The 22,308-nt window shown below is 68.8% G+C and carries 11 protein-coding genes; 4 read left to right on the forward strand and 7 right to left on the reverse strand.

What is annotated here, in order from left to right; translation table 11 throughout:
• Window positions 1-7 precede the first annotated feature (7 nt).
• The 5 genes from pglZ to ACZ5TL_RS34630 all read right to left on the reverse strand — a co-directional run bounded on the left by pglZ (window position 8) and on the right by ACZ5TL_RS34630 (window position 9,728).
• The gene (gene pglZ / locus ACZ5TL_RS34610) at window positions 8-2,902 is read right to left on the reverse strand and encodes a BREX-2 system phosphatase PglZ (protein WP_468594745.1); all 2,895 of its coding nucleotides are present in this window, start codon (window positions 2,900-2,902) and stop codon (window positions 8-10) included.
• Window positions 2,903-2,936: 34 nt separating this feature from the next.
• Window positions 2,937-6,866, reverse strand: coding sequence for a BREX-2 system ATPase PglY (gene pglY, locus ACZ5TL_RS34615; RefSeq protein ID WP_468594746.1), 3,930 nt, complete (start codon window positions 6,864-6,866; stop codon window positions 2,937-2,939).
• 193 nt (window positions 6,867-7,059) lie between these two features.
• Window positions 7,060-8,505, reverse strand: coding sequence for an ATP-binding protein (locus tag ACZ5TL_RS34620; RefSeq protein WP_468594747.1), 1,446 nt, complete (start codon window positions 8,503-8,505; stop codon window positions 7,060-7,062).
• 141 nt (window positions 8,506-8,646) lie between these two features.
• A complete protein-coding gene (locus tag ACZ5TL_RS34625) occupies window positions 8,647-8,847 on the reverse strand; it encodes a DUF397 domain-containing protein (protein WP_468594748.1) in 201 nt (66 codons plus the stop codon).
• Window positions 8,844-9,728, reverse strand: coding sequence for a helix-turn-helix domain-containing protein (locus tag ACZ5TL_RS34630; protein ID WP_468594749.1), 885 nt, complete (start codon window positions 9,726-9,728; stop codon window positions 8,844-8,846). The genes ACZ5TL_RS34625 and ACZ5TL_RS34630 overlap by 4 nt, the downstream gene beginning before the upstream one ends.
• Window positions 9,729-9,854: 126 nt before the next feature.
• On the opposite strand from ACZ5TL_RS34630, the gene ACZ5TL_RS34635 reads away from it, so the two are divergent.
• The gene (locus ACZ5TL_RS34635; RefSeq protein WP_468594750.1) at window positions 9,855-10,589 is read left to right on the forward strand and encodes an ATP-binding protein; all 735 of its coding nucleotides are present in this window, start codon (window positions 9,855-9,857) and stop codon (window positions 10,587-10,589) included.
• Here ACZ5TL_RS34635 and pglX read toward each other — a convergent pair whose 3' ends face one another.
• Both pglX and pglW read right to left on the reverse strand, forming a co-directional pair.
• A complete protein-coding gene (gene pglX / locus ACZ5TL_RS34640) occupies window positions 10,590-14,336 on the reverse strand; it encodes a BREX-2 system adenine-specific DNA-methyltransferase PglX (protein WP_468594751.1) in 3,747 nt (1,248 codons plus the stop codon).
• A 72-nt stretch (window positions 14,337-14,408) separates the two neighbouring features.
• Window positions 14,409-19,103 carry a BREX system serine/threonine kinase PglW gene (gene pglW / locus ACZ5TL_RS34645; RefSeq protein WP_468594752.1) on the reverse strand — a complete coding sequence of 1,565 codons (4,695 nt, stop codon included), beginning with the start codon at window positions 19,101-19,103 and terminating at the stop codon, window positions 14,409-14,411.
• Between the two features lie 323 nt (window positions 19,104-19,426).
• Between pglW and ACZ5TL_RS34650 the strand changes: the two genes are divergently transcribed.
• From ACZ5TL_RS34650 to ACZ5TL_RS34660, 3 genes are all read left to right on the forward strand, one after another.
• Window positions 19,427-19,615 carry a hypothetical protein gene (locus ACZ5TL_RS34650; protein ID WP_257546116.1) on the forward strand — a complete coding sequence of 63 codons (189 nt, stop codon included), beginning with the start codon at window positions 19,427-19,429 and terminating at the stop codon, window positions 19,613-19,615.
• A 162-nt stretch (window positions 19,616-19,777) separates the two neighbouring features.
• Window positions 19,778-21,109: an N-6 DNA methylase gene (locus tag ACZ5TL_RS34655; protein WP_468594753.1), complete on the forward strand. Its 1,332-nt coding sequence runs from the start codon at window positions 19,778-19,780 to the stop codon at window positions 21,107-21,109.
• Entirely contained in the window at window positions 21,109-22,305 is a 1,197-nt protein-coding gene (locus tag ACZ5TL_RS34660; protein WP_468594754.1) for a restriction endonuclease subunit S domain-containing protein, read from the forward strand. Before ACZ5TL_RS34655 ends, ACZ5TL_RS34660 begins: the two co-directional genes overlap by 1 nt.
• The last annotated feature ends 3 nt before the right edge of the window (window positions 22,306-22,308 follow it).

Raw genomic sequence — 22,308 nt, forward strand, 5'->3', positions numbered from 1 at the left:
CCCCTCCTCAACTCAACTCGAACTGGTCCCGCAGCAGTCCGACGTGCAAGCGAAGGGTCCGCCCGTCCGGCAGTGTCTCCAGTACCTGGACACCGTCGTGATTGAGCAACTGCCGTAGCACGGCGGCGAAGCCGTCGGCCGGCCGGCTCGCGGGGAGTCCGACGCGCTGGGCGAGAGCCGTCATCGGCAGGGTGCCGCCCGAGTCCAGCAGAGCGTGTACGGCCTTCTCCACCCGGGCGAGGTCCGGTTTGCGGGCCAGCAACTGCACCTGAGCCGTGAAGACCTCGGACTCCAGGAGCGCGTCGACCAAGGCGTCAACCGGAGACACAGGGGCTGCGGAGAGCAGGGCACCGTCCTCGGACGTCGAGGGAACCAACGCGACATCGAACAGCGCCTCGTGGCTCTTGGCGAGTTCCGCCTCGTTCTTGTTCCTCTTGGGCGGCTTCTTCCCTACCGGTGCCGAGACCGCGGCGGCGTGGGCTCGTGCCGGCTGCTCCTCCCCCTGCTGGGTCAGTGACCACCAGGTCGGCTGCTGGTTCCCCAGCTCCCGCCAGCCGCTCGGCGGCTTCGCTCCGAAGGGCAGGAAGGCCAGCACCGGGATGGCGAACTCGGCCAGCGATACGCCGCCGTGATAGCCGGCCTTGCGAGACGTGTATCGGGAGTCGGCGTCCCAGAGGGCGACGATCTCGCTCTCCGGTTCCGGGTCGAGGACCCGAGGACCCGTCAGCACGATCTCCTGCTCCGCGAGTGGTCCGCCGGGGGCGCGGTGCCGAGCGGACCTTACGTCCTGGGCGTCGATTCGCGCCGCCCGCCGGTCGATGACGTGGCCATGGTCGCTGGTGACGATCACCGCACGGCCCTGGTCCGCGGCAGACCGGAGCAGTGCTCGCAGCCCTCCTATGTCGGACAGCCGCCAGGCACCGTCGCCGAGCTTCTGCTCGGAGGCCAGCCGGTCGTCCACGGTGTTGAGGACCACCGCCACATGTGTACGGTCGCCGACGAGCGCGTCGTGAAGTTCGGGTCCGAACGGCTGGCCGCTGCTCTCGGCGCGCAGATCGTCCTTGTGGAAGACCGCCACGTCCTCCCCGCCCCAGAAGCGGTGAGCGGGGAACAGCTTCTTCTCGTCGGCCTGCGTGCCCTTCATCAGTCGCGCGGCGAAGAGAGAGGTCCGTGACACGGCCGTGACGGTGGGGAGCGCGGCTGCCATCGCACGGCGCCGTGGGGCGTCCTTCGCCCCGGGTAGCGGGTCGTACTCGGCCCAGTGGTCGCGCAGTCGGTCGCCGAGTTCGGCGGCGATGGCGGCGCTCATCCCGTCGAGCACGAGGAGCAGGACTCTCCGCTCTCCGGCCTTCACCACCGGGGCGACGACCTCGGGGAGGAACGTCTCCACGGTCAGCATCGAGCCGGGACCACGGTCGGTCGCCGTCCGGACGGCGAGTACCTGGGCGAACTGCCGGTCGATCTCGCGCCGACGGTCGCGCGCCGAGGAGCACAGAGCGTCGTACGCGGACCGGAGGGCCGGATCGGGATCGCCTCCCGACTCGATGTGTTCCAGCGCCAGGTCCACCCAGCCCGTCTCGGTGACGTGACGGGCGATGGCATCCGCCACAGTGTCGGTCTCCACCGGCGGGTCGGTCGCGAGCCAACGTGCCAGCCGCCGCGCCATGCGCACCCGCTCGATACGGACGTTGTTGTCGGGGTCCCGGGCGAGCTTGTGCTCGCTGAGGGCCTTCACCGCGGGCGTGATGCGCTCGGGGTCGCCGCTCGACAGCGCCTCGCCGGCAGCGGTGAAGCGTGCTTCAAGGCCTGCCGCCAGTACGGGACTTGTCCCCGCGGCTCGCTCCGCTCCGAACTGGCGCGCAAGGGCGGCCGCACGGTCGAGCACGGAGCCGGTCAGCCTCCGGGCCTCGGCCGCCGGTTCGTCGCTGTCCGATCGTCCCGTCAGCAGGAGTGCGGAGACGAACTCCTCGCAGGAGCGTCCGAAGGCCGCCGCGAGCGCGTCCAGATGCTCACCCCCGGCGGGCGGTTCCTCTCCGAACCAGCGCTCGGCCCGCCCCCGGGCCCGGTAGTCCTCCGCGTCCGCCGCGGCGTCGGCATGCCCCCACAGCGCCGCGCAGACCAGACCGAACGCGACGGCGTCCGGCCCGTGCTCCGCCGTCACGAGGGTGAGCAGAGCCTGCCCCGCGCGCCCGGCCTGTTCCTCTTCGCCGAGGAACTGCACGAGCCCGGCACGCTCGGGCGCGCGCAGCGCCAGGAGCCGTTCGGGACCGCCAGGCACGAGGGACCATCGCAGCAAGGTGTGGATGTCCAGCTCGTCACCACCGCCCGCTGTGGCGCGGGAGATTTCGGCGTCGGGGTCGTAGCGGCCGATTCCCAGCCTGCGCAGCGCGAGCGAGGTCAGCGCCTCGCGCCGCGACAGGACACCGCCCGCCAGCTTCGGCCATCCGCCGTGCGGCGGAGCGGCGTCCAGCAGCGCCTCGGCAGCCCAGTTCTCCTCGAACAGCCGGTGGTCCGAGCGGCTCGCACCGAACGCCTCCCGTACGACGTCCCAGGTGTCGACGGCGTTGACCCGCTGCCGGTGCACCTTGGCCAGCAGATCGGGCCCGAGCTCCGCCTCCTCGCGATCGGTGAGTACCACCAGCACATCGGGCCCGGTGGCCGACGGTTTCTGGTGCGCGAGGAGCAACTCGTAGACGCCCAGAGGGGAGGGCGCCGCCGCGACCTTGGCCCGCCGCTGCTCACCCCAGGGCAACTCGTCAGGGCCGTCCCAGGAGGGCGCGGCGCGCAGCAGTACGACCCGGCGCTTGCCCGGCCCGAGACCGGGCTGCGATGCCAGGTACTGGGTGATGGTCGCGGCGTTGAGCCGCACCGCGCTGGTGGTGGTCACGGCTGCCGTACTCACTGTTCCCACACCTTCTTCGCTCGCCGCCTACCGCTCATTCCACGACCCGCCAGCTGATCTCGATCTCCGCGTCCGGCTCGGCAGCGGCCAGTTCGGCCAGTTCGGCCCGCAACTCGGCCAGCGCACGGGAAGCCGTGGTCCGGCCCCCGCCCGAGCGGCGCCCCGCACGTCGTCCGCTGTCGGCGCCAGGGTGGGCGGAGGGCACGGGCGGCTGGCCGGTGTCGGTGTTCAGGCTGATCGCGTCGGGCTTGGTGAGAGGTTCGGCCGGCGTGGGCGCGGCGTACGCCCTGCGCGGATCGATGGCGTGTGCCTGGCTGCGCTCGATGACGGCGACGATGGACCGCCGTGCCTCCCGCAGCGCCTCCTTGAGGTCCTTGGTGCGCTGATCGACACGCGCCGCGCCGCGCAACTCCTCCAGCACCGCCTCGCCCTGCGGCCCGTAGTTGGGCGCGAGTTTGAGCATGTCCCAGGCCGCGGTGGCCAAGGCAGCCGCGACGGCCTCGGCCTGCTTGATCGACGCACCGTAGCGGCTCGTCGGCACGTCGCCGAGATCGAAGCCGGCGAACGCGGAGATGACCTGCTTGGCCGCCGCGGAACCGCCGGCCGCGCCCTGATCCAGCCCGCGCAGTTCGTCCAGCAGGTCCCGGGCCCGGCGGGCGATCGCCAGTCGGCCCGACTCGTCGGTGCCGTCCAGGCCGAGCAGCGTCGCGTGCTTCTCCAACTGCGCCACCAGATCGGCCGCGTGCGGCTGATGCGTCCGGGCCCGCTCCGTGATCCGCCGGGCGAACTGCCCGACCATCCGGCCCCGGCGGAGCCTGGGCGGCTCCTCACCGAAGATCTCCCAGTAGCGGCGTCCAGCCTCCTCCCAGACGTGTTCCTCCGGCAGCGGCTGAGAACGCAGTGCGTCCTGCGGCTTGATCGCCGACAGTTCGGGCGAGGGGTCGAGCAGCGCACCTGCCCGTACCCAGACCCGGTCGTCCATCTCCGCGTACGACGCGATGACCAGGTGGGCGAGGAACGGCTCCAGGCCCATCGGCGCGGGACGGTCGATCCACTCGGTGAGCCGGCTGACACTCAGATCACCGGGACCGGCCTCGCCGCGCGCCTGGAGGGCGAAGTGCTCCGGCCAGCGAGTGGAGAGCCGGAAGTAGGCCTCCTTCTGCTGGCCGAGCCCGAGCGGAGTGGCGACGCGCCGCATGAGGTCGCGTTCCTTGCCCGGGATCTCGGCCTGCCGGTCACCGGCTTCGGAGGCGTCGCGGATGTGCCCGAACACGGTCCGCGCGTCGGCGAGTTTGACGACGGTGCCCGTGCCGTCGGGGTCGAAGTCCGGGTGCGCGGGGAACTGGTGGGCCAGCAGTTTGCCCGCCACGTGCCGGACCGCGTCATTCAGGGACTGCCCGATGGAGACACGCAGATCCGGCACGTCGGGCAGCGGCTCCAGGTGCTCGTTGAAGTCCGGGTTCACATCGCCGGGCTTCTTGGCCGCAAGGCCGTAGGCCTGTTTGAAGGCAGCCTTCACCGTCTTGGTGAGCGTCTCGCGCTGGTCTTCCAACAGCGCCTTGGCACGAGCCCGGTTGTCGGCGTTCAGGTGCTGCGCGTAGCTGGTGTCGAAGCGCCGCTGGTCGGCGAGGGCGTAGTGGATGACGACCAGCCGCTGGAAGTCCTGGAAACGGCCGGTGGACAGGTGCGTGGGAATCCACCCCACCGTCCGTGGCCGGTTGCCGGGGAGCCGACGGAGCTCGGCCATGCGGTTGGCGTCCTCGCGCGGCCCGTACTCGCCCTCGTCGTACGGCAGATCGATGATCATCCGCCACAGCCCGTCCTGGCTGGGGGCGAACTCGTGGTCCTGCAGGTCGTCGTGGTCGGCGATGTTGCCGAAGACGACCTCCACCGTGCGGTTCGAGCCGCGCCAGACGAACTTCAGCTCGTCCGCGGTGAGCCGCTCCTGGAGCTCGATGCCCAGCTCTTCGGCGAGGAGCCGCTTGGCGAGAGAGCGGCGGTTGGCTCGGTTGTTGTTGACGTTGGCATTGGCGATGACGGAGTCCACGTCCACGCCGGCCAGCTCGAGCCGCACGCCCGGGTTGGCCTTGGTGCCGGTGGGCTTGATCTCCGCGAAGCGCGACGCCCACTCGTCGACCTTCGACTGAATGGCGCCGACCTCCGCCCCCGGGATGGGGGAGATGACCGAGCCGTGATTGAGGGACGCGAGCCGCCGGATGGTCAGGTCCCGCAGCGCGGGAACACTGGGCGCCAGCGCGGAGAGCAGGAGCGTGCACATCAGCCGGTCGTCGCCCACGAACGCCTTGCACCGCTGCAAGTGCCCCTGCTCGGTGATGGCCTCGCGACGGTGCCGGTAGCGCTCGATGTCCTCCTCGGTGACGTCGTACATCGCCAGGAGGTAGGGCCGCAGCTTGGTGCGGTACAGCTTGTCCGCCGCCTGGAACTCCACCTTCAGACTGTCGACGAACGGCCGGTCGCCCCCGTCCGCGATGACCGGGTAGAGGTCGCCCAGCGGGATGAGCTGCTCCAGCGTCGCGTCGTCGCGATGGTCGGCCAGCAGCTGGCCCATCAGCTTCAGACCGGTGCGCGAGCGCTGCAGTGCCGAGGAGATGTGGACGAGGGTGTCCATGAACGAGGGCGAGAAGGGGTACGTCAGCCGGAACGACGCCTCGTCGGCCCCGGTGGTCCCCTCGTCGGAGCCCAGCAGCACGTCCCACACCTGCGGCCCGACCCGCTTGATCTTCGCGAACGCCGCGTCGAGCTTGGCCGCGGCCTCCGCGTCCTTGGGCTTCAGGAGACGGGCGTGGGCGATCTGCGGGAGGTTCCGGTCCTCCAGCGTGATCTTGTCGAAGCGACCAGAGGCAAGGTTGAGACTGTCCTGGATGGCGGTCTCGGCCGCCCCGGACACCTCCTGGCCGACCAGCTCCCGCAGGTCGCGCTGCCGTGCGATGAACGACACGATCGGAATGGCGCGGCGCGAGTCGGCACCCTCCACGAAGTTGGTGATCTTGTCCGCTTCGCGGGAGACGAACTTCTGGTCGTGGATGCGGTTGGCGAGCCAGAGGATCAGCTCGTCCATGAACAGGATCAGCCCGTCGTACCTCAGGGACTTCGCATGCTCGGCGATGACGGCGAGGCCGGCGTCGAGCGAGATGAAGCCGTGCTCGTCCTCGGCGGCGTTCTTCGCGAAGCCGGGGAACCAACTGGTGCTCGCGTCGTGCACCAGTTTGGCCCGCAGCTCGGCCGGGGTGGTCGGGTTGACCAGGTTGAGGTTGACCTCGGCGCCGTCCAGCTCCTCGGCGGCGAGGGCGGTGTCGAGGAGCGCCGGGGTCCAGGCGAAGGAGTCGCCCCACTCGTCGTCGGCATCGACGGTCTCTCCGTCGTCCGCGGCGGCTCCGGCGAGCCCTTCGATGAACTGGTCGTCGCCCATACGGTCCCGCAGCGCGCGGATGTCCGCGAAGAGGGAGTCGGTCCGGTAGACCTGCGGAGTGGGCGCGTCGGAATGCAATGCTTTGACGTGACTGACGTACCCGCCGAGCACCCGCTGCTCCAGGGACTTGGCCCCGAGCATGTGGTACGGCACGAGCAGGAACTTCTTCCCGTCGGTGCTCAGCCATTCGTGCTTGGCCAGGACCGGATCGAAGTCTGTCCGGGCGCGCGCGGCCTCGTCACCCCGGAGCAGGGCGTGCAGCACGGCCATGAAGTGCGACTTACCGGAACCGAACGAGCCGTGCAGATACGCGGCCTTCGACGTCTGCCCGTCCAGCGCGGTCTTGATCAGACTCAGCGCCTCGTCGAAGTTCTCGAGAAGACGCTCGGTGACGACGTAGTCCCGCAGCGCCCGCTCGGCACCCTCCTTGGTGACGGCCTCGGCCAGCTTCAGGACGAAGTCGGACGTGGAGATGGACGTCTTGATGTCGATGACATCGCGGAGGAGGGGGGCTGTGGCGGCGGTCGGGGCCATCTGTGTCTCGCGTCTCCTGTTTTGCCGTGTACTACGTCTACGTCCACCGGGCAGCGCGGCGCGTCCCCCGTCGACCGGGACGGCGAGCGATTCCCAGCACCGCACGCTGCCCCGGAGGCACCGTCCGCCACTGTTCACACGAGTGGGGACGGCCTTCGATCGTATCGGGCGTGTCTGACATGGGGGAGGGAGCTCACGCAGCGGGCCCCCAGGCCTCCATCAGCTGCTCGGGCCCGTACGTCGCCGCCAGCCCGTCGACCGAGAACCCGGAGCGGGACACCGCGACCAGTGGGGTGTCCTCGTCCGCACCGGGGACGGCCAGGGCATCCCGGGCCAGCGCTGCCAGCGCACGACGGTCGAAGGAGCCGCGCTCGTGCCACTTGACCGAGCCGACGAACCCGATCTCGCGTGCCGGTGCCCGGTCCGCCCCCACGAGGTCGACCTCGGGGTTGTTGGTACGGGGCCACCAGCCGCCCACTTCTCTCACCTGCGGCCACGTGTCGTCAGGCAGCAGTCGTGCGAGGGACTCCCGTACGACGGGTTCGATCGCCCGCCCGCGCCACGAGGTCCAACCGCGTTCGACCGCCTCGACCACGATCCGGCTGCGCCCGCGCTCGATCTCCGGGATGCCCTGTTCCAGGAAGGCGAGCCAGAAGCGGAGGTAGGGGTCGGCGACGCGGTAGCGGCGGTCGCGGTCTCCGGAGTGGGTGGAGAGCGGAGTGTCGACGGCGATGAGCCGCTTGTCCGCGAGGGTGCGCAGGGCGGGGGTGAGCGAGCCGGGTGGGAGCGGTCGATCGGCCGCCCCGGCCTTCGCGGCGATGGTCCCGAAGGTCCGCTCACCGCTGCCGATCACGGAGAGGACGTGCCTGGCCTGGAGAGCAGTGGGGAACTCGGCGGCGAGCGCCCGCTCGGCGGAGACGAGGAGGGGGGAGGTGGGGTCGTCGAGGGCGCGGGAGAGGAAGCCGGTGCGGCTCTCGCCTTCCTGCCACTCCTGGCAGATGAGCGGCAGGCCGCCGGTGATCAGGTGGGCGTCGAAGGCGTCGGCGGCCGGGAGCCCGGTCATGGCCATGACCTCGGAGGGGGAGAGGGGAGCGAGGACCATCTCGACCCCTCGCTGATGGAAGGGGCGACCGTAGGCGGAGAGCTGCTCCATCATGGCCAGGTCGCTGCCGATGAGGATGAGCAGCACGGGCTTCCGGCTCAGCACCCGGTCCCACACGGTCTGCAGGGTGCCCTCCAGGACCGGATCGCCTTCGAGCATCCAGGGCAGCTCGTCGAGTACGACGATGCTGGGGGAGTCGTCCGGGAGTACGGCGGCGAGCTGACGTAGGGCGGTGTCCCATTCGGCGACGGTGGTGACGCCGGCGAGGAGGGCGGTGTCGGGCAGCGAGGAGTGCCGGACCTCGGCGAGGAAGCGGGCCCGTTCCCGTTGGGCGTCCTCTCCTCGGGTGGCCTGGTGGACGACGTAGGGCACCTGGGCGCGCTCACAGAAGAGGTCCACGAGCCGAGACTTCCCGACGCGACGCCGACCGCGGAGCAGCAGGGCACGGCCGCGCTGGTCGCCTCGGCCGTCGCGGACCCAGGCGAGGTGGCGGTTCAGGGTGGCCAGCTCGGATGTGCGGCCTACGAAGCCTGGCATGGGTCACCTTTCGAGCTTGCTCGTGTTGAACATACTCAAGTGAACCATAGTATGGAGAATCCGAGTAGCGAATGCATGACTTTCAGTGATGAGTGAAGGGTGACGGAAGGCAGTGAAGGGTGGGCCGGCCTTGAGGTGGGTTCAGCGCAGGTGGGAGATGAATGTGCGCCAGGCGTGGGGGGCGAAGGCGATCACTGGGCCGGCGGGGCGCTTGCTGTCGCGGACGGGGATGAGGGCGGGGATGTTGTCGGCGACTTCGATGCAGTCCCCCTGTCCGCCGCTGTAGCTACTCGTCCGCCACATCGCTTCTACGCTCGGCGATATACCAGGCTTGTGGCTCATGACTGATACTCCTTGGCTGCACGTTGGATCAGCGAGAGCGACTCCGCAGGCGGCAGTGCCCTCGTCCGCGCGTCGTCGAAGAGCGCGCGGTAGTGCGCGACTTCAGGCTCCTGCTCCATCCACATGTTGCCGGTCGGCGTCTCTGTCAGAACGAGGTCGAGCGATGCCATCTGCGGGAAGCTCAACAGCAGGTACGGCCCGAACATACCGGAGTGGGCCCCGTGCGAGAACGGCAGCACCTGAACGGTGACGTTGGGCTGCTCGGCGATACGCGCCAGGTGGTCGAGCTGATCGCGCATGACGCTTGGCCCTCCGACCTGCTGGTGCAAAACCCCTTCGGCGAGTACGGCCCAGAACTCCAAGGGGTCATCGCCGGTGAGCCGTTCCTGTCGGGCGAGCCGCACCTGAACGAACTGGTCGATCTCTTCGGCCGTCTGCCAGGCACGCGAAGCGACCGTTACCGCGCGTCCGTACTCTGCGGTCTGCAAGAGCCCTGGTACCAACTGGACTTGGTACGTGCGGATGCTGTCGCAGATGGCCTCCATCTCGATCTGGTCGCGGTACGTCTCACCGAGTACGGACCCGTACTGGTGCCACCAGCCTTGGCGACGCCGGCGGTTTGCCGCTCGCGTGAGGACGGTGAGGCGCTCGTGAGTTTCGGGGTCAGTAATCCCATACGCGTGCAGCAAGGCGACTACATCTGGGGTGCGGACCAGGACTCGGCCGTTCTCCATGCGGCTGATCTTGCCCTTGGTGCAGTCGAGTGCCTCCGCGGCCTCGGTCGTGGACAGGCCCACAGCCTCTCGGTACCTGCGCAACTCGTCGCCCAGCTGTCGCCCGAGAACGGTGGAAGGTCGGTCGGTCGTACCGCGCATGCTCATGAGCTCTCTTGTAGCAGAGTCGCGTCCTCTTGCGTCTGGAGCTCACTCGAAGGGGTGAGAAAGGCCTCAAGTTCACCTGTCAACGTTGCGAGTTGAGTCTCTGGACGTTCAGTCTGATGAAGGAGCATGCAGCGCAAACCGAAGCTGCAGTGCGGGGACTTCGCCACCGTCGTCGAACCCTCGGGAGTCGCCATGACCAAGCAGGCCAGCGCATCCATCAACGAGATCACCTGTCGGCTCTCGCGCAGTCGCGCCAGCGTTCCCCGGGCTCGCGCCATGCTGCACGCCGTACTCAGAAACTGGGGCGTTGCCCAGGACGTTTCGGACAGCGCAGAGTTGATGCTCTCGGAGCTGGTGACCAATGCGCTGCGTGTACGTGTGTCGAGTGACCGACAAGTGGGTGTACGGATCGCGCGGTCTCTGACGGACGGGCTGCTGCGGCTGGAAGTCAGCGACGCGGGCGCAGGCAGGCCTGAGGTGCAAGCGCCTCAGGACGACGAGACCGGCGGGCGCGGGCTGTTGCTCGTGGAGGCGTTGGCTCACCGCTGGGGAGTGGACGAGCGCGCGGGCGGGATCGGGAAGACCGTGTGGGCCGAGCTGAAGGCACTGGACATTGTGCCCGAGCCCGTCGGGCGGGAGGTTGCGGCTGTCATGGTGCGGCCTGGGCAGCGAGTACGAGTGTGGGGCGAGTGGCATGCCGTCCGTACGGTCCGCACTGAGCCGTACGCGGCTGGTGGACTCGCCGTTGTACTCGGACTGGACAAGGGCCCGGCGCTGCGGGTACGCGCGGCCGAGCCTTTGAGCGTTCTGGACGGTGGTGTGCCCTCCGTGCGGGAAGGCGGGGAGGGCACACCAGGGTGATCAGCCCTTGGTCTTCTTTCCGGGACGCCAGGCACGCAGGTCGTCGTCGGTCAGACCGTGTTCACCCTGCTTGGTTGCCCGGTAGCCCGCGAAGAAGGCTGCGGGGGAGCCGCCGTACAGGGCGTCGAACTCGTCGTGCCACTGGCTGAGCCAGGGCTGGACTTCGAGGAGGCCGGCGAGCAGCGGGGTCATCTGCTCGTCGGACAGCTCGTCGTGGTTCGTGAAGTAGGTGCTGAGGGCCTGTGCCTGTTCACGGTGGTCCCAGCCCGCCCAGCCGAACAGGTCAGGGGTGCCGGAGATCGCGCTGGTGGCGTAGGAGATGAACCGCTCCTTCGGCACGTCCAGCTTCCCGCGGGCTCGCCAGTAGGACGGCTTGAGGAAGTCGGCCGACGTGTACTTCGGCGGCACGGGGATGGAGTCCCGAATCTTCCGCTTGGAGGGCTCGTCCGGGGCTGCGTCTTCCTGGCGCTGGAGATCCCAGACGTGCTCCCAGTCGGCGCGCTTCCTCAGGCCGGTGGGCTTGTAGCGCAGAGCGGCGAGGAAGGGGACGTGCTCGTTGGCGAGGAGATCCGCGACGACGGTCGCCAGCTCCTTCCGGGGTTCGTACAACTCGGCGACGGAGACGAAGTCCTCGTCGAGGGAGAGAACGGAGGTGAGCTGGGCACGGGTGAGGATGGTCGGCTGGCCGTCCTGGAACCAGAGTTCGCGGTTCTCCATGCGGTCGAGCAGCCACGAGCGCAGGGCCTTCTCCTGGAGCGCCTCCCAACCTTCCGTCGCCCAGCGGCGCTTGTACTCGGGGCGCTCGACCATGCCGATGGCGCGGGACGACTCGATGGCGTCGATGCGTTTCTGGACGGTTGCCTTGTACGCGTCCGACCAATGGTCGGGGAGCGTGGTGATGGGGGTGGACCCGTGCCGCTTGAACCACTCGTCGGATGCCTCACCCTTCTCGACCCGCCGAGCCACTACGATCTCGAAGGCCCTTTCACCGAGCGCGAGTTCGGGCACCTCGGACTCAGGAGCTCGGAGGTCTTCGGAGTGCAGGTTGTAGAGGGAGTAGACCTGCCAGTCAAGTTCCTCTTGGAGGGCGATCATGCGGGCGCGAGTGGACTCCCACTCGATGCGGGCTTCGCGAAGGGATGCCGCGGAGGGGGTGGGGGATTCGAGAGAGGCGAGGACGGAAGGGCTTGTGGTAGCGATTCGTTGGGCGAGATCGCCGATCTCGGTGGCCAGGGCGGTGGGGTATTCGGAAGATAGCGGGAATCTCTCGATATTGGTGCCAGTGAACTCGTAACGTTCTTCCCAGGCTTCACTCTGAATGCCACGCCCAAGTCCGCTTCCTCCCTTACCCTGACTCACTTGCTTTAGCCAGAAGCAGGCGGTGGAGCTGTTGAGTAGCCCAAGCAGTTGCAGGTGCTCCTCCTTGCCTGCCTCGTCCCGCAGTTTGAGCACTGGCGCCGATTGCTTAAAAACCTTCCCACCTCGATCCAGAACGAAATGGTTGTGTGTTGCAACAAACGCGAACGTAATTGACAGCGGCGTACGGTATCGCTCGGCAACCCATCGGTACCAGGTCCACCAAGCCTTACCGAGGTCTTGCTGGGTTTGGCCATCAAAGTCAGTGGTAGAGCGGAGGTGGCTTCGCGCGGTCCACAGGAGCCGGGCCCACGGGGCATGCTCGTCGTAGGGCAACGGTTTGAGGTCGTCGCCATAGGGTGTGATCGCGCTCTCAACGCACTGACTTCCCCAGTCCCTCACGACTTCGCCAACAATGAGTTGCTTGGCGAGTGTTCCAGCGATTCGCTGTCGATGAAGTGCTTCAGGTGTGCTAACGAATGCGTCGTCTTGGCCTGGAAAGCTCGCGAAGCCGATGTCCCGGGACAGGATGCTCTTCAGTGTGCTACGCCTGCTCGATTCAATCTTCTCATTGAGCTCCAGACCGCCATCGGCGAGGATCCACGGACGCTTGTCAAAGTAGTGCTTGCGGTCAAGGTCGTCCACGGACACCCACGGCCCAATTGACCCGGGATTATCAACCTGACTGACAATAGCTTGCCAAACAAATCCCTCCTCTGCGTTCTTAGGTACATCAGGTTCGCCTTGGACGCTACGCACCGTCCGAATGGTATCCGAACGGGTGCTGCCTGTACGGCGTTTGCCGACAAGTATCACTGTTGGCGTTCCATGCCCCGGAATATAAGCGCCCGATGTGTCGATGACTTCCGTCAGCTCAACCTTATGTGCGAAGTACTCTTCGATCAGCTTGGCTCCGAACTCCCGCCTCATGAAGGAGTTTGCGGTGATCTGGCCGACCATCCCGTACCCGCGGCCGTCAGATTCCCCCGCCTTAGCCAGCTGGAAGAACCGCTCAGCGAACGGAACGGACAGGGCATACGTCCCTGCGCAGGATGCGTACAATTTCCGATACAGAGCGTTGAGCTTCTTATCCTTGACCGTGATGTAGGGCGGATTCCCCACTACCACGTCATACCGCCCCTGCTCCAGAATTCCCGGATGCTCGTCCAAATCCTCCGTGGCGTACGAGAACTCTGCCAGGGGGTCGCCCGACTCCTCATTGCCCAGGGTTAGTTCAAGCTGTCGCGCCTTGATCAGTGAGTCGCCCACCGCCAGATGAATCGGCCAGTCGTACTGCCCAGCCTCCGCCAGCGTCCGCACCCTCGACGCCGCCGTCGCCGCCACCAACAACCGGAACCGAGCAATAGCCACCGCAAACGGATTGACGTCCACCCCGTGCACGGAGTTCAACGCATCCCGCACCCGCTCATGCACATCCCGCCCAGGCTCCCGCTCCGCCCAAAGCCGGATCATCCTCCGGAACGCGCCCAGCACGAAGTGCCCCGACCCGCACGTAGGGTCGATCATCTTCAGCTCGCCGAAACGCCCGCCCAGCTCCCGCACCACCGGATTCATAGTCCGGTCGAGGATGAACTCCTCCACGAACTCCGGAGTCTGAAGCAGCGCATACGTCTTCCGAGCCGCCTCCGACAGATCCTGGTACAGGTCACCCAGGAACCGCGTGTCCCACCCCTTCGTCCCGTCCTCGTTCAGCGGGTCGGTGAAGTCGTGAACAAGCTCCCCGTCTTCCCGCCGCTCCCGCCAGAACTCCACCAGCGCCCGCGCCCCGTCGTGCGAGATCGGGATCTGATACAGCGGGTTGCGCCGCTTGTCGAACAGCAACTTGCCGGCCTGTCCGGAGCCCAGCTCCGCGAACGCCCGCTCCAGCCACCCCCGGTACGTCGGGTCCTGCTCGTCCTCGACGTACTGCCGGTACCGCGCCTCCGCCAGATCCCGCCGCTCGGCATCCGGGCCCGTGAGGTACGGCTCCGGGATCAGTCGGTTGTCCTCGCAGAACCGTACGAACACCGTGCCCAGCACCCACGCCACCGCGACCTGCGTGACCCGCTCGTCCAGCCATGCGCTCCAAGTCGCCCCCGTACGACCGAGCTTGAACGCCTGGTCGTACTCGGCCTTCAGCCGCCCAGCGACCGCCTCCGCCGCCCGCACCCGCTCGGCGCGCTCCTCCGGCAGCTCGGCCAGCCGTTCCTCCAGCCAGGCCTCCCACTTCGGGCTGTCCTTGGGGTCGGCCTTCTGCAGCTTGCCGTACTCCGTGCGCAGCGGCTTCAGGACGGTCTCGCCGTCCCGTACCTGCTGGCCGAGGTCGACCTCGACCGCCTTCACCTGCTTGATCAGGTCCGTCAGCAGTGCCTTGGACTTGCGGTCGATCACCTGGTCACGTCTCCTGTCGTCATCCCCACCCACACGCGAGCGGCTCCGCATGCGGCACACGCGCTCAGCGCGTCATCCCCGTAGGCCCCCAGCCCCGGCACTCTCCGGCTTCGCACGGTGCGCGTTCTGCACCCAGAACTCATTCAGCACGATCCACTCACCGAGCCCCGACTGATACGGCACAGCCACCGTGCCCAACCGCGGCGGCCGCGCCGGGTCACTCTGCGGACACAGCAGCCACAGCGCACGCCCACCACCCCGCGCCCGCTCCGCCAGCCGCTCCAGTACGCCCATCGCGTCGTACCGGGCGAAGAACCCGGCGTCCGTCAGCAGCAACGGAGCAGCCGGCCCGCCCCCGCCGTCACTGTTCCCAGAGCCCGTGCCCCCCGGCACCAGCAGCTCCCCGATCTGAGGCTCCACCAGTCCCCACGCCGTCCCCGAGTACTCGGCGAACTTCATCGCCCCCGGCGTCCCGGCCTTCGCCACATCCGCACGCAGGATCGTCTCCCACGTGGGCTTGGGCCGAGGGTCGACCAACTCGTGCAGCGCCCGCACGAACAGCTCGGCCACCGACACCACGACCGCCCCGCCGGCGAAGTCGTCCCGCCCGAGCTCGTCGATCGCATCCCGTGCCCACTCGGTCGGCACCGTCAGTACACGGAAGCCGTCCCGCCGGGCCGAGGCCTTCAGCCGGTCCTCGGCCGTGCCCGCCGCCGCGAGTTCCGGGTCGTCGGAGTAGCGGTGCGCGGAGACGGTGCCCGTCGGCTGTCGTCGGGCATCCGACGACAGATAGATCGACGCGCCATCCGGACTGCTCGGCAGATACCGCAGCGTCCCCGTGCTCTTCCGCGTCGACAGCACCAGCTCAAAACCGGCGTCCTTGAGGGCCTTCGTCAACGGACCGCCCGTGGGCAGGGCATGGCCGCCGCGCTCGTTCAGCAGCTCAGGGAAGCGCGCCCGTACCCGTTCGTGGACATCCTCCCCCGTCAGACCCGGCTGCTCGGGCTCCGGCATCCCAGGGATAAGCGGTACCAGGCCAGCCTGGGTGAGGCGCAGCGCCCGCACCAGCGGCAGCTTGCGCGGATAGATCTCCAGCCGGGGCGTCGCGGCGGCCTGGCGGGAGGCGGCCACCGCGATCTCCACCATGCGCCGGTCGTCCCACTGCACCGCCGCACTCGGCGGCGGGACGGCACCCAGCTCGGCCACCACGGTCGCCGCCGTCGGCAGGGTGTCGAGTTCCGCCATGTCGTCGGCGATACGGCCGAGCCGCTGGGCGTAGTGGAGCAGGCCCGGCGCGGACGGCGTGTCCGGAGCGTCGTCCGCGCCCACCTCCAGCGCCAGCAACCCGGCGCCCATGCTCTCGTCGGCCGCGTCGCGGTTCGGGGCGTGCTGGAACTCGGCCTCGTCCGGGACGAGTTGCTCGACCTCCACCACGGCCCGTACGGCGGCCAGGGCCAGCGCCCGGCGCTGCTCGCGCTCCTGGAGCTGGGTGCCGCGCCGCACGGTCAGCGCGTCCGCGATCTCCGCCGCCGAAGCGACCCTTCCCAGGTCGTGCAGGAGGTCCAGGACCTCGGCGCGCAGCGCCCGTACCGCCGGGTGCTTCTTCCAGCGGGTCCGCTGGTTCTTCAGCATCTGGGGGATGCGGCCCCGCGACAGCCCGAGTGCGTGCGCGACCTCCGTCTGCGTCGGCCAGACCCCGACCTCCGACGGCAGCACGCCCTGCTCGTTGGGCAGGCGCAGCAGCAGCCGTACCATCTCGCACTCGTTGTGGTTCGAGCCGTCCTTGCGCAGCGGCGGTACGAACACCGTGGCGAGCGTGTCGAGACTGACGCTGCGCAAAGCGCGCTCCGGCAGCGAGTCCGCACCGGCACCGCCGTTCGCCGCCACCGCACTGGCCGCCGCGGCCTCGGCGGCCGACAGCTCCTCCTTCGCGGCCTTGCGGCCCTCGGGGGTGAGCGGCGCGGCGGGCCTCTCCGCGAGCTTGAGCCGCCACTGCTTGATGCGGCTCAGGACCTCCTTGCGGGTCTTGGCACCGAGACCGGGGGCGTTGACGAGCTGGCGCTGGCTGTAGTCGAGCAACTCGCCGACGGTGTTGACGCCGAGGCCGTACACGAACGACTCCGCGGCCGGGCTCAGGCCGGAGGACGAGATCAGGGTGTCCCGGTCGACGCGCTCCGCCAGCCGCTCGCGCTGCTGCTCGGCGCTCTCCTCCTCGGCCTCCGGGATGGCCGCATCCGGAGTGGACTGCGCCGCCTCGCCCTGCGCGGGGGGCGCCGCGTGCCGTGACGGGCGGCGGGACGAGGGCTTCGCCTCGTCCATGGCGAGGAAGATCTTCTTCCAGGCGTCCCGCATCGGCTTGAGGTCGGGGAAGCGCTGGGAGGCGTCCCGGTGCAGAGCCTTGTGGAAGAACGCGACCAGGCCGTCCCGTACAGCCGGGTCGAAGGCGTCGGCGGCGATTCTCGGGTGCGGCTCCTTCTCCGGGTCGGTCTGGCGCGGCGAAACCTTGCCGTCGCCCCAGACCGGGAGCTCTCGGGACGCCATCTCGTGCAGGGTGACGGCCAGGGCGTACCGCTCGGCGTGGGCGTCGTAGACCGAGCGGTCGGTGAGCGTGCCGATGAACGGGTCCAGGTAGCCGTCCGTGCCCGCCGCGGTCTCGTTCACCGGGTAACCCGCGAGTGAGAAGTCGATCAACACGAGTTCGCGGGTGCGGTTCGGGCGGATACGGATCGCGATGTTGTCCGGCTTGATGTCGCGGTGCCACACGCCCTCGCCCTCGAGGAAGTCCACCGCGCCGAACAGGTAGTCGCCGTACGCCTCGAGCTGGTCCACGGACAGGCGGCCGAACTCGCGCAGCTGCCGGGCGACCGTCTCCTCCCGGCGCCGACGCTTCGCGCCCGGTGTGGACGGCTCGGCGCCCTCCTCGCGTTCGTCGCCCACGTACTCCATGACCAGGACCGTGCGGGGCCCGATGCGCAGCGGCTCCGGCTCGACCAGCCGGATCACACGGGAGTCCGGGCGCAGCCGCCCCAGGATCTCGGCCTCACGGCGCAGCACCTCGCCGCGGCTGTCCGACGTCGCGACCTTCAGTACCGCCAGCGACTTCGAGAAGCGCACATCCGGGCCGGCGGTCAGGTCCCGCACCAGGAACGCCCGGCTGGTGGAGCCCGTACCGAGGCGGCGCCTGACCTCCCAGCGGCCTGCCAGCACATCGCCCGCGACCGCGTCCAGCGGGTCCTTCTCGGGTTCGGCCGGACGCGGGGCCTCGTCCGTCGGAGGCTCGGTCAGGTCCGCCTCGACGACCTCCAGCATCTCCAGGAAGTCGTCGACCGATGAGAGCCGGGCGGAGACGTCGTAGGCGGTGGCCGCCTGCACCAGCTCGTCGATGTACGGGGAGAGGCCGTCCACGACGGAGCTGGGGCGCAGGCCCTCGCCCGCCTCGTAGCGGGCGACCAGCTCGGCCTGACTGGCGGCCGGGGGCCTGCCGGTGGCCAGCAGATACGTGAGTACGCCGAGTCCGTACACGTCCAGGGCGACCGGGTCGGGCCTGAGCGCGGTCAGCTCCGGGGCCAGGTACGGGTCCGCGCCCTCGGCGAGATGCGCACCCGCACGCGAGAAGGTCGTGGGGGCGAACCGCTCGCCGTTGCCGGCCACGCCGTGTTCGGAGCTGCGCTGGACGGCGACCTGCCAGTCGGAGATCTGCAGGTGCGGGCTGGACCAGGCGCCGGTCTCGCTCTCGGCGTCGCCCCGGGGGGTACGGCCGCGCGGGATGACGTGGACCGCGCGGGCCGCCAGGGTGCGGTGGAAGATCCGTCGGCCGTGCGCCGAGCGCACCGTCTCGGCGAGCTGCCGCACCAGTGCCATCCGGCTGAGAATGTCCAGCTTCTCGCCGTACTGGATCAGGTACTCGTCCAGGCGCAGGGTCCGCGGATCGAAGTCGAAGATCAGGGCAGGGCCCGCGGAGTGGCCGGAGGGGTCGTACTGCTTGAGCTGGACGACACCGGGGTGCCGGAAGTGGCGCAGCACGGCGGCCTCACGGCGCGCGGCGCGCTCGACGGAGGCGCGCAGTTCGGCGTCGGAGCCGCGCTCGCGCAGATAGACACGGACGCGGGCGGCCTCCGGCAGCTCACTGTGCTGGGCCAGGTAGTCGGCCCAGGTCGGGCCCGAGTCGAACGCCTTCCGGCTGAGCAGATACGGGCCGACCTTGTACTCGGCGTCGCTGCGCGCGATGCCGATGCGCTCCAGGGCCGCCTTGATCCGGCGCGAGCGCGCGGCGTCGATCCGGCGGTACTCGTCCTTCGGCGGCTCCTTCAGCATCTCGGCCAGTTGGTGGACGGTGAAGACGCCGTTGCGGTCGTGAGCGGGCAGCCGGTTGCGCAGGGAGGAGTCGGTGAAGCAGACGGCCTCCGAGACCCAGACCTTCTCGCCGTGCTGCTTGAGCAGCGCGGCCAGTTCCTTGGCCTTCTTGTTGGCCAGGTGCAGCGGGTTGCCGTGGGGGATCTGCCGGCCGCTGGGCTGGGTCTGCAGCCAGGTGCCGTTGCGGGACTCGACGGAGCCGTGCCAGTCCTTCAACTCGATGAGGTGAACCCCGCCCGGGGCGATCACGAGCAGGTCCACTTCCCGGACGTGGCCGGTGTGGGCGGTGAAGGTGAAGTTCGACCAGGCCCGCCACGGGTCGCTGTCCGGGAGCTTCTCGCGGATGGCCTCCAGGCCCCGGTGTTCATGCTGGAACTCGGAGTCGGTGACCGCGGTCCACCGGCCGTCCCGCATGTGACATCCCCGCTTCGTGTCGCTCTGTACCGATTGCTGCTGCTCAGCGAGCAAAAGCCCCCGGAGAGATCGTAGCGGTGCGGGAGGACGGGGGTGCAGGGGTCAGAAAGGGCTTGGCGCCCACGGGTGTGTTCGGCGGGCTCACTTTGGAAGTGGTGAATCACATTCGGCGCTACTAATGCTGCGCTCGAGCACTACCAAACAGACTGCTGCAAGTCATACAAGCGGACTGCTGCATGAGGTACGGTAGCTAGTGCGAGGGTGAGAGTCGTCGAACTCTCGCTACTTTGGGCTGTTTTGGGGCGATGAAGGAGGAAGTGGACGTGAGCGGGATGCGCCTGATGGTGGCGGCGCTCGTCGTGGCGGTCGGGCTGATCTGTGCGCTGGTGATCGCGTTCTGGCGGCTGGCGCGTACGAAGAACGTGGACCAGGCCCTGATGACCGGTGGCGGCGTGTTCGTGGCTGCCTTCACCGTGGCCTTCATGGTCATGACCTATGTGCATCCCGACTGAGCCGGGCCAGGCATGATGGGCGGACCGGAGGCCGTTCAGCCTCCGGTCGGCATGCACAGGCGGGAGTGGAGCGTGGAGAGAGTGTCAGGCGGTCTGTCACCGAAGCGGGCGCTGGACGCCCTGCGTGGGGCGCTGGCACCTCAGGACGCTCTGTTCCTCCTCATGCTCCTGATCCTCCTCCGCCATGAGGCCGACGCGGAACGTGCCGACGAGTGGGGTGAGCGCAGAGGTGCAGCGGAGGCCTGGGACCGCCTCCGGCAGGCCCCGTGGGACTGGGACGTCTACGAAGTCATGTCAGAGATCCAGCGCGGCCTCAGGTCCTGGGAGCGCCAGTACTTCCGGCTGGATTGGCCGCCCGGTCTTCGGGGTGTCAGCAGGCGTCGGCTGGCTCCGCTGGTCGACTGCGTGGCCGCGGCACGCGACACGGCAGAGCTCTTCGAGGCGTGTCTGGAGCTGACGCAGACCAAGGCGAAAGGCGGCGAGTACTACACGCCGAAGGTCATCGCGCGGCTGCTGATCGGCCTGCTGGAACCCCACGAGGGCGAGTCGGTCTACGACCCCGTATGCGGCGCTGGAGGGTTTCTTCTGCAGGCCCATCAGTCCGTCGGAGCGGCCGGCGGTCAGGCCCGCGACCTGCGTCTGTACGGACAGGACGCCAGCTTGTCCGCCAAGCAGGCCGCAGCGATGAACCTTGCCGTAAACGACGCTTACGCACGTCTCGAAGGGCCTTCCTCGACGCTGACCGACGACCGGTTCCGGGACCAGACGTTCGACGTGGTCGTCGCCAACCCACCCTTCAACCAGTCCGGGTGGGACGAAGGCGGCCATGCCCACTACGACCATCGCTGGGCGTACGGCATGCCCCCAGCAGGCAACGCCAACTTCGCCTGGGCGCAGCATGTGGCGAGCAAGATGAGCCCCGCGGGGCGCGGGGCTCTCCTCCTTCCCACGGGCGCCGCCACCACGGCGAAGCCGGCCGAACGCGATATCCGTGCCCGGATGGTGGAGGCCGACCTCCTCAGCTGTGTGGTCGAACTGCCCGCCGGCCTTGTTCCGCACGTCCGTAACCCTGTCAGCGTGTGGCTTTTCAGCAGGGGCAAGAAGCCTCATCAGACCTGGGGCAATGCCGACCGCTCGGGACAGATCCTGCTGATCGACGCCCGCGAGACCGCCGCCACGATCGGCCGAGGACGACGCACCCTGCCTGACGAGGCCACGGAACGCATCACTGCGACCTACGCGGCCTGGCGCGGGGCACCGCACGGCACGCGGTATGAGGACGAACCCGGCTGGTGCAGGTCGGTGTCGGTGACCGAGGTCGCCTCGAAGGACCACGACGTACTGCCTTCACACCATGTGGGCGCACCCCCCGCCGAACTCGTGTCCGCCGATGCCGAGGGAGAGGCTGCCCGACTGACCCACGAGCTGCTCGAACTTTTCGCTACCTCTCGTCGCCTCGACGACGAACTGCGCGAACTGTTGCGGGGGTGGTGATGGCAGAGCTGTTGGAGCAGCGGCTGAGTCGCCTTCCCGCCGGCTGGCGTGTAGTACCGCTGGGAGACCTGCCGACCGTGCATGTCGTCGGGTACGGCATCACGCGCCCCGGTGAGCACGCGGATGACGGAGTGGGCATGATCCGGGCCGCCGACGTACAGGACGGGATCCTGCACCCGGCCGCGCCACGAAGGATCAGCCACCGCGTCCACGAAGCCAACAAGCGCAGCCAGCTGGCGGCCGACGACATCGTCGTAGTCCTCGTCGGGCGCGTGGGCGACGCGGCGGTCGTACCGCCCGCGTTCCACGGTTGGAACGCGGCCAGGACCATCGGGATCATCCGTGTCGCGGATCCCGACGACGCGGCATGGCTCCATGTGTGGCTCGGGTCGCCGGAGGTGCGTGACTGGTGCGAGAGGCGGGCCACGGGATCCACGCTGCATCGGACGCTGGGTCTGGCGGTGCTGCGCGACCTGCCGGTGCCTCTGCCTCCCGCCGGACCTCGGTCGGCGTTCCTGCGGGTGGTGCGACTGCTCGACGAGAAGATTCTGACGAACCATCGGATCTCCGACCGTGCGACGGCATTGGCCAGGGCGCGGTTCGCTGCCGAGACGCGCTACGGCGTCGACTGGCCGGAACGGCCCATGGACACCCTGGTGACCATGCAAGCAGGCGCTGCACCACGCCCACGCCCGGATCACCAGGACATGCCCGCGTCGGAAGGCATCACCTTCGTGGCCCCCGCAGATGTCCTGCAGAGCGGTTCGGCTCGCCTGTACGGCACGGAGCACCGCATCCGCTCCGAGCAGGCGGGGGCCGTGTGCGGTCCGGATTCCCTTCTGCTGGCTTCCCGAGAGGACGGTGTCCGGGCTGTCATGTGTGCAGGCCCGGTCATCCCGGGCCGCAACGTCCTCGTACTCAGACCTTCCTCAGCGGCAGACGCATACTGGTTGCTGCATGACATCCGCCGGCGCAGTGCGGAACTGGCCGCTGCGGCACAAGGATCCGCCGGCCGGGAAATCAGTCGGCGAGTACTGGGTACGACCACGGTCAGATGGCCTCCGCAGGAGGTCCGTCAGCACTTCGCGAAGCTCGCTGAGCGCCTCCACGAGAGGGCGCGCATCGCTGGGGTGGAAAGCGAGAAGCTGGGCAAAGTGCGAGGACGGTTGCTCGGCGGCTTCCTGTCCGGCAACTGAGGA

The sequence above is a fragment of the Streptomyces sp. NPDC033136 genome (genome assembly GCF_055578235.1).

Coding starts and splice junctions, on each gene's coding strand:
- pglY (WP_468594746.1), bottom strand. CDS start 6,866: ATGGCCCCGACCGCCGCCACAGCCCCCCTCCTCCGCGATGTCATCGAC.
- ACZ5TL_RS34620 (WP_468594747.1), bottom strand. CDS start 8,505: ATGCCAGGCTTCGTAGGCCGCACATCCGAGCTGGCCACCCTGAACCGC.
- ACZ5TL_RS34625 (WP_468594748.1), bottom strand. CDS start 8,847: ATGAGCCACAAGCCTGGTATATCGCCGAGCGTAGAAGCGATGTGGCGG.
- ACZ5TL_RS34630 (WP_468594749.1), bottom strand. CDS start 9,728: ATGAGCATGCGCGGTACGACCGACCGACCTTCCACCGTTCTCGGGCGA.
- ACZ5TL_RS34635 (WP_468594750.1), top strand. CDS start 9,855: ATGCAGCGCAAACCGAAGCTGCAGTGCGGGGACTTCGCCACCGTCGTC.
- pglW (WP_468594752.1), bottom strand. CDS start 19,103: ATGCGGGACGGCCGGTGGACCGCGGTCACCGACTCCGAGTTCCAGCAT.
- ACZ5TL_RS34655 (WP_468594753.1), top strand. CDS start 19,778: ATGCTCCTGATCCTCCTCCGCCATGAGGCCGACGCGGAACGTGCCGAC.
- ACZ5TL_RS34660 (WP_468594754.1), top strand. CDS start 21,109: ATGGCAGAGCTGTTGGAGCAGCGGCTGAGTCGCCTTCCCGCCGGCTGG.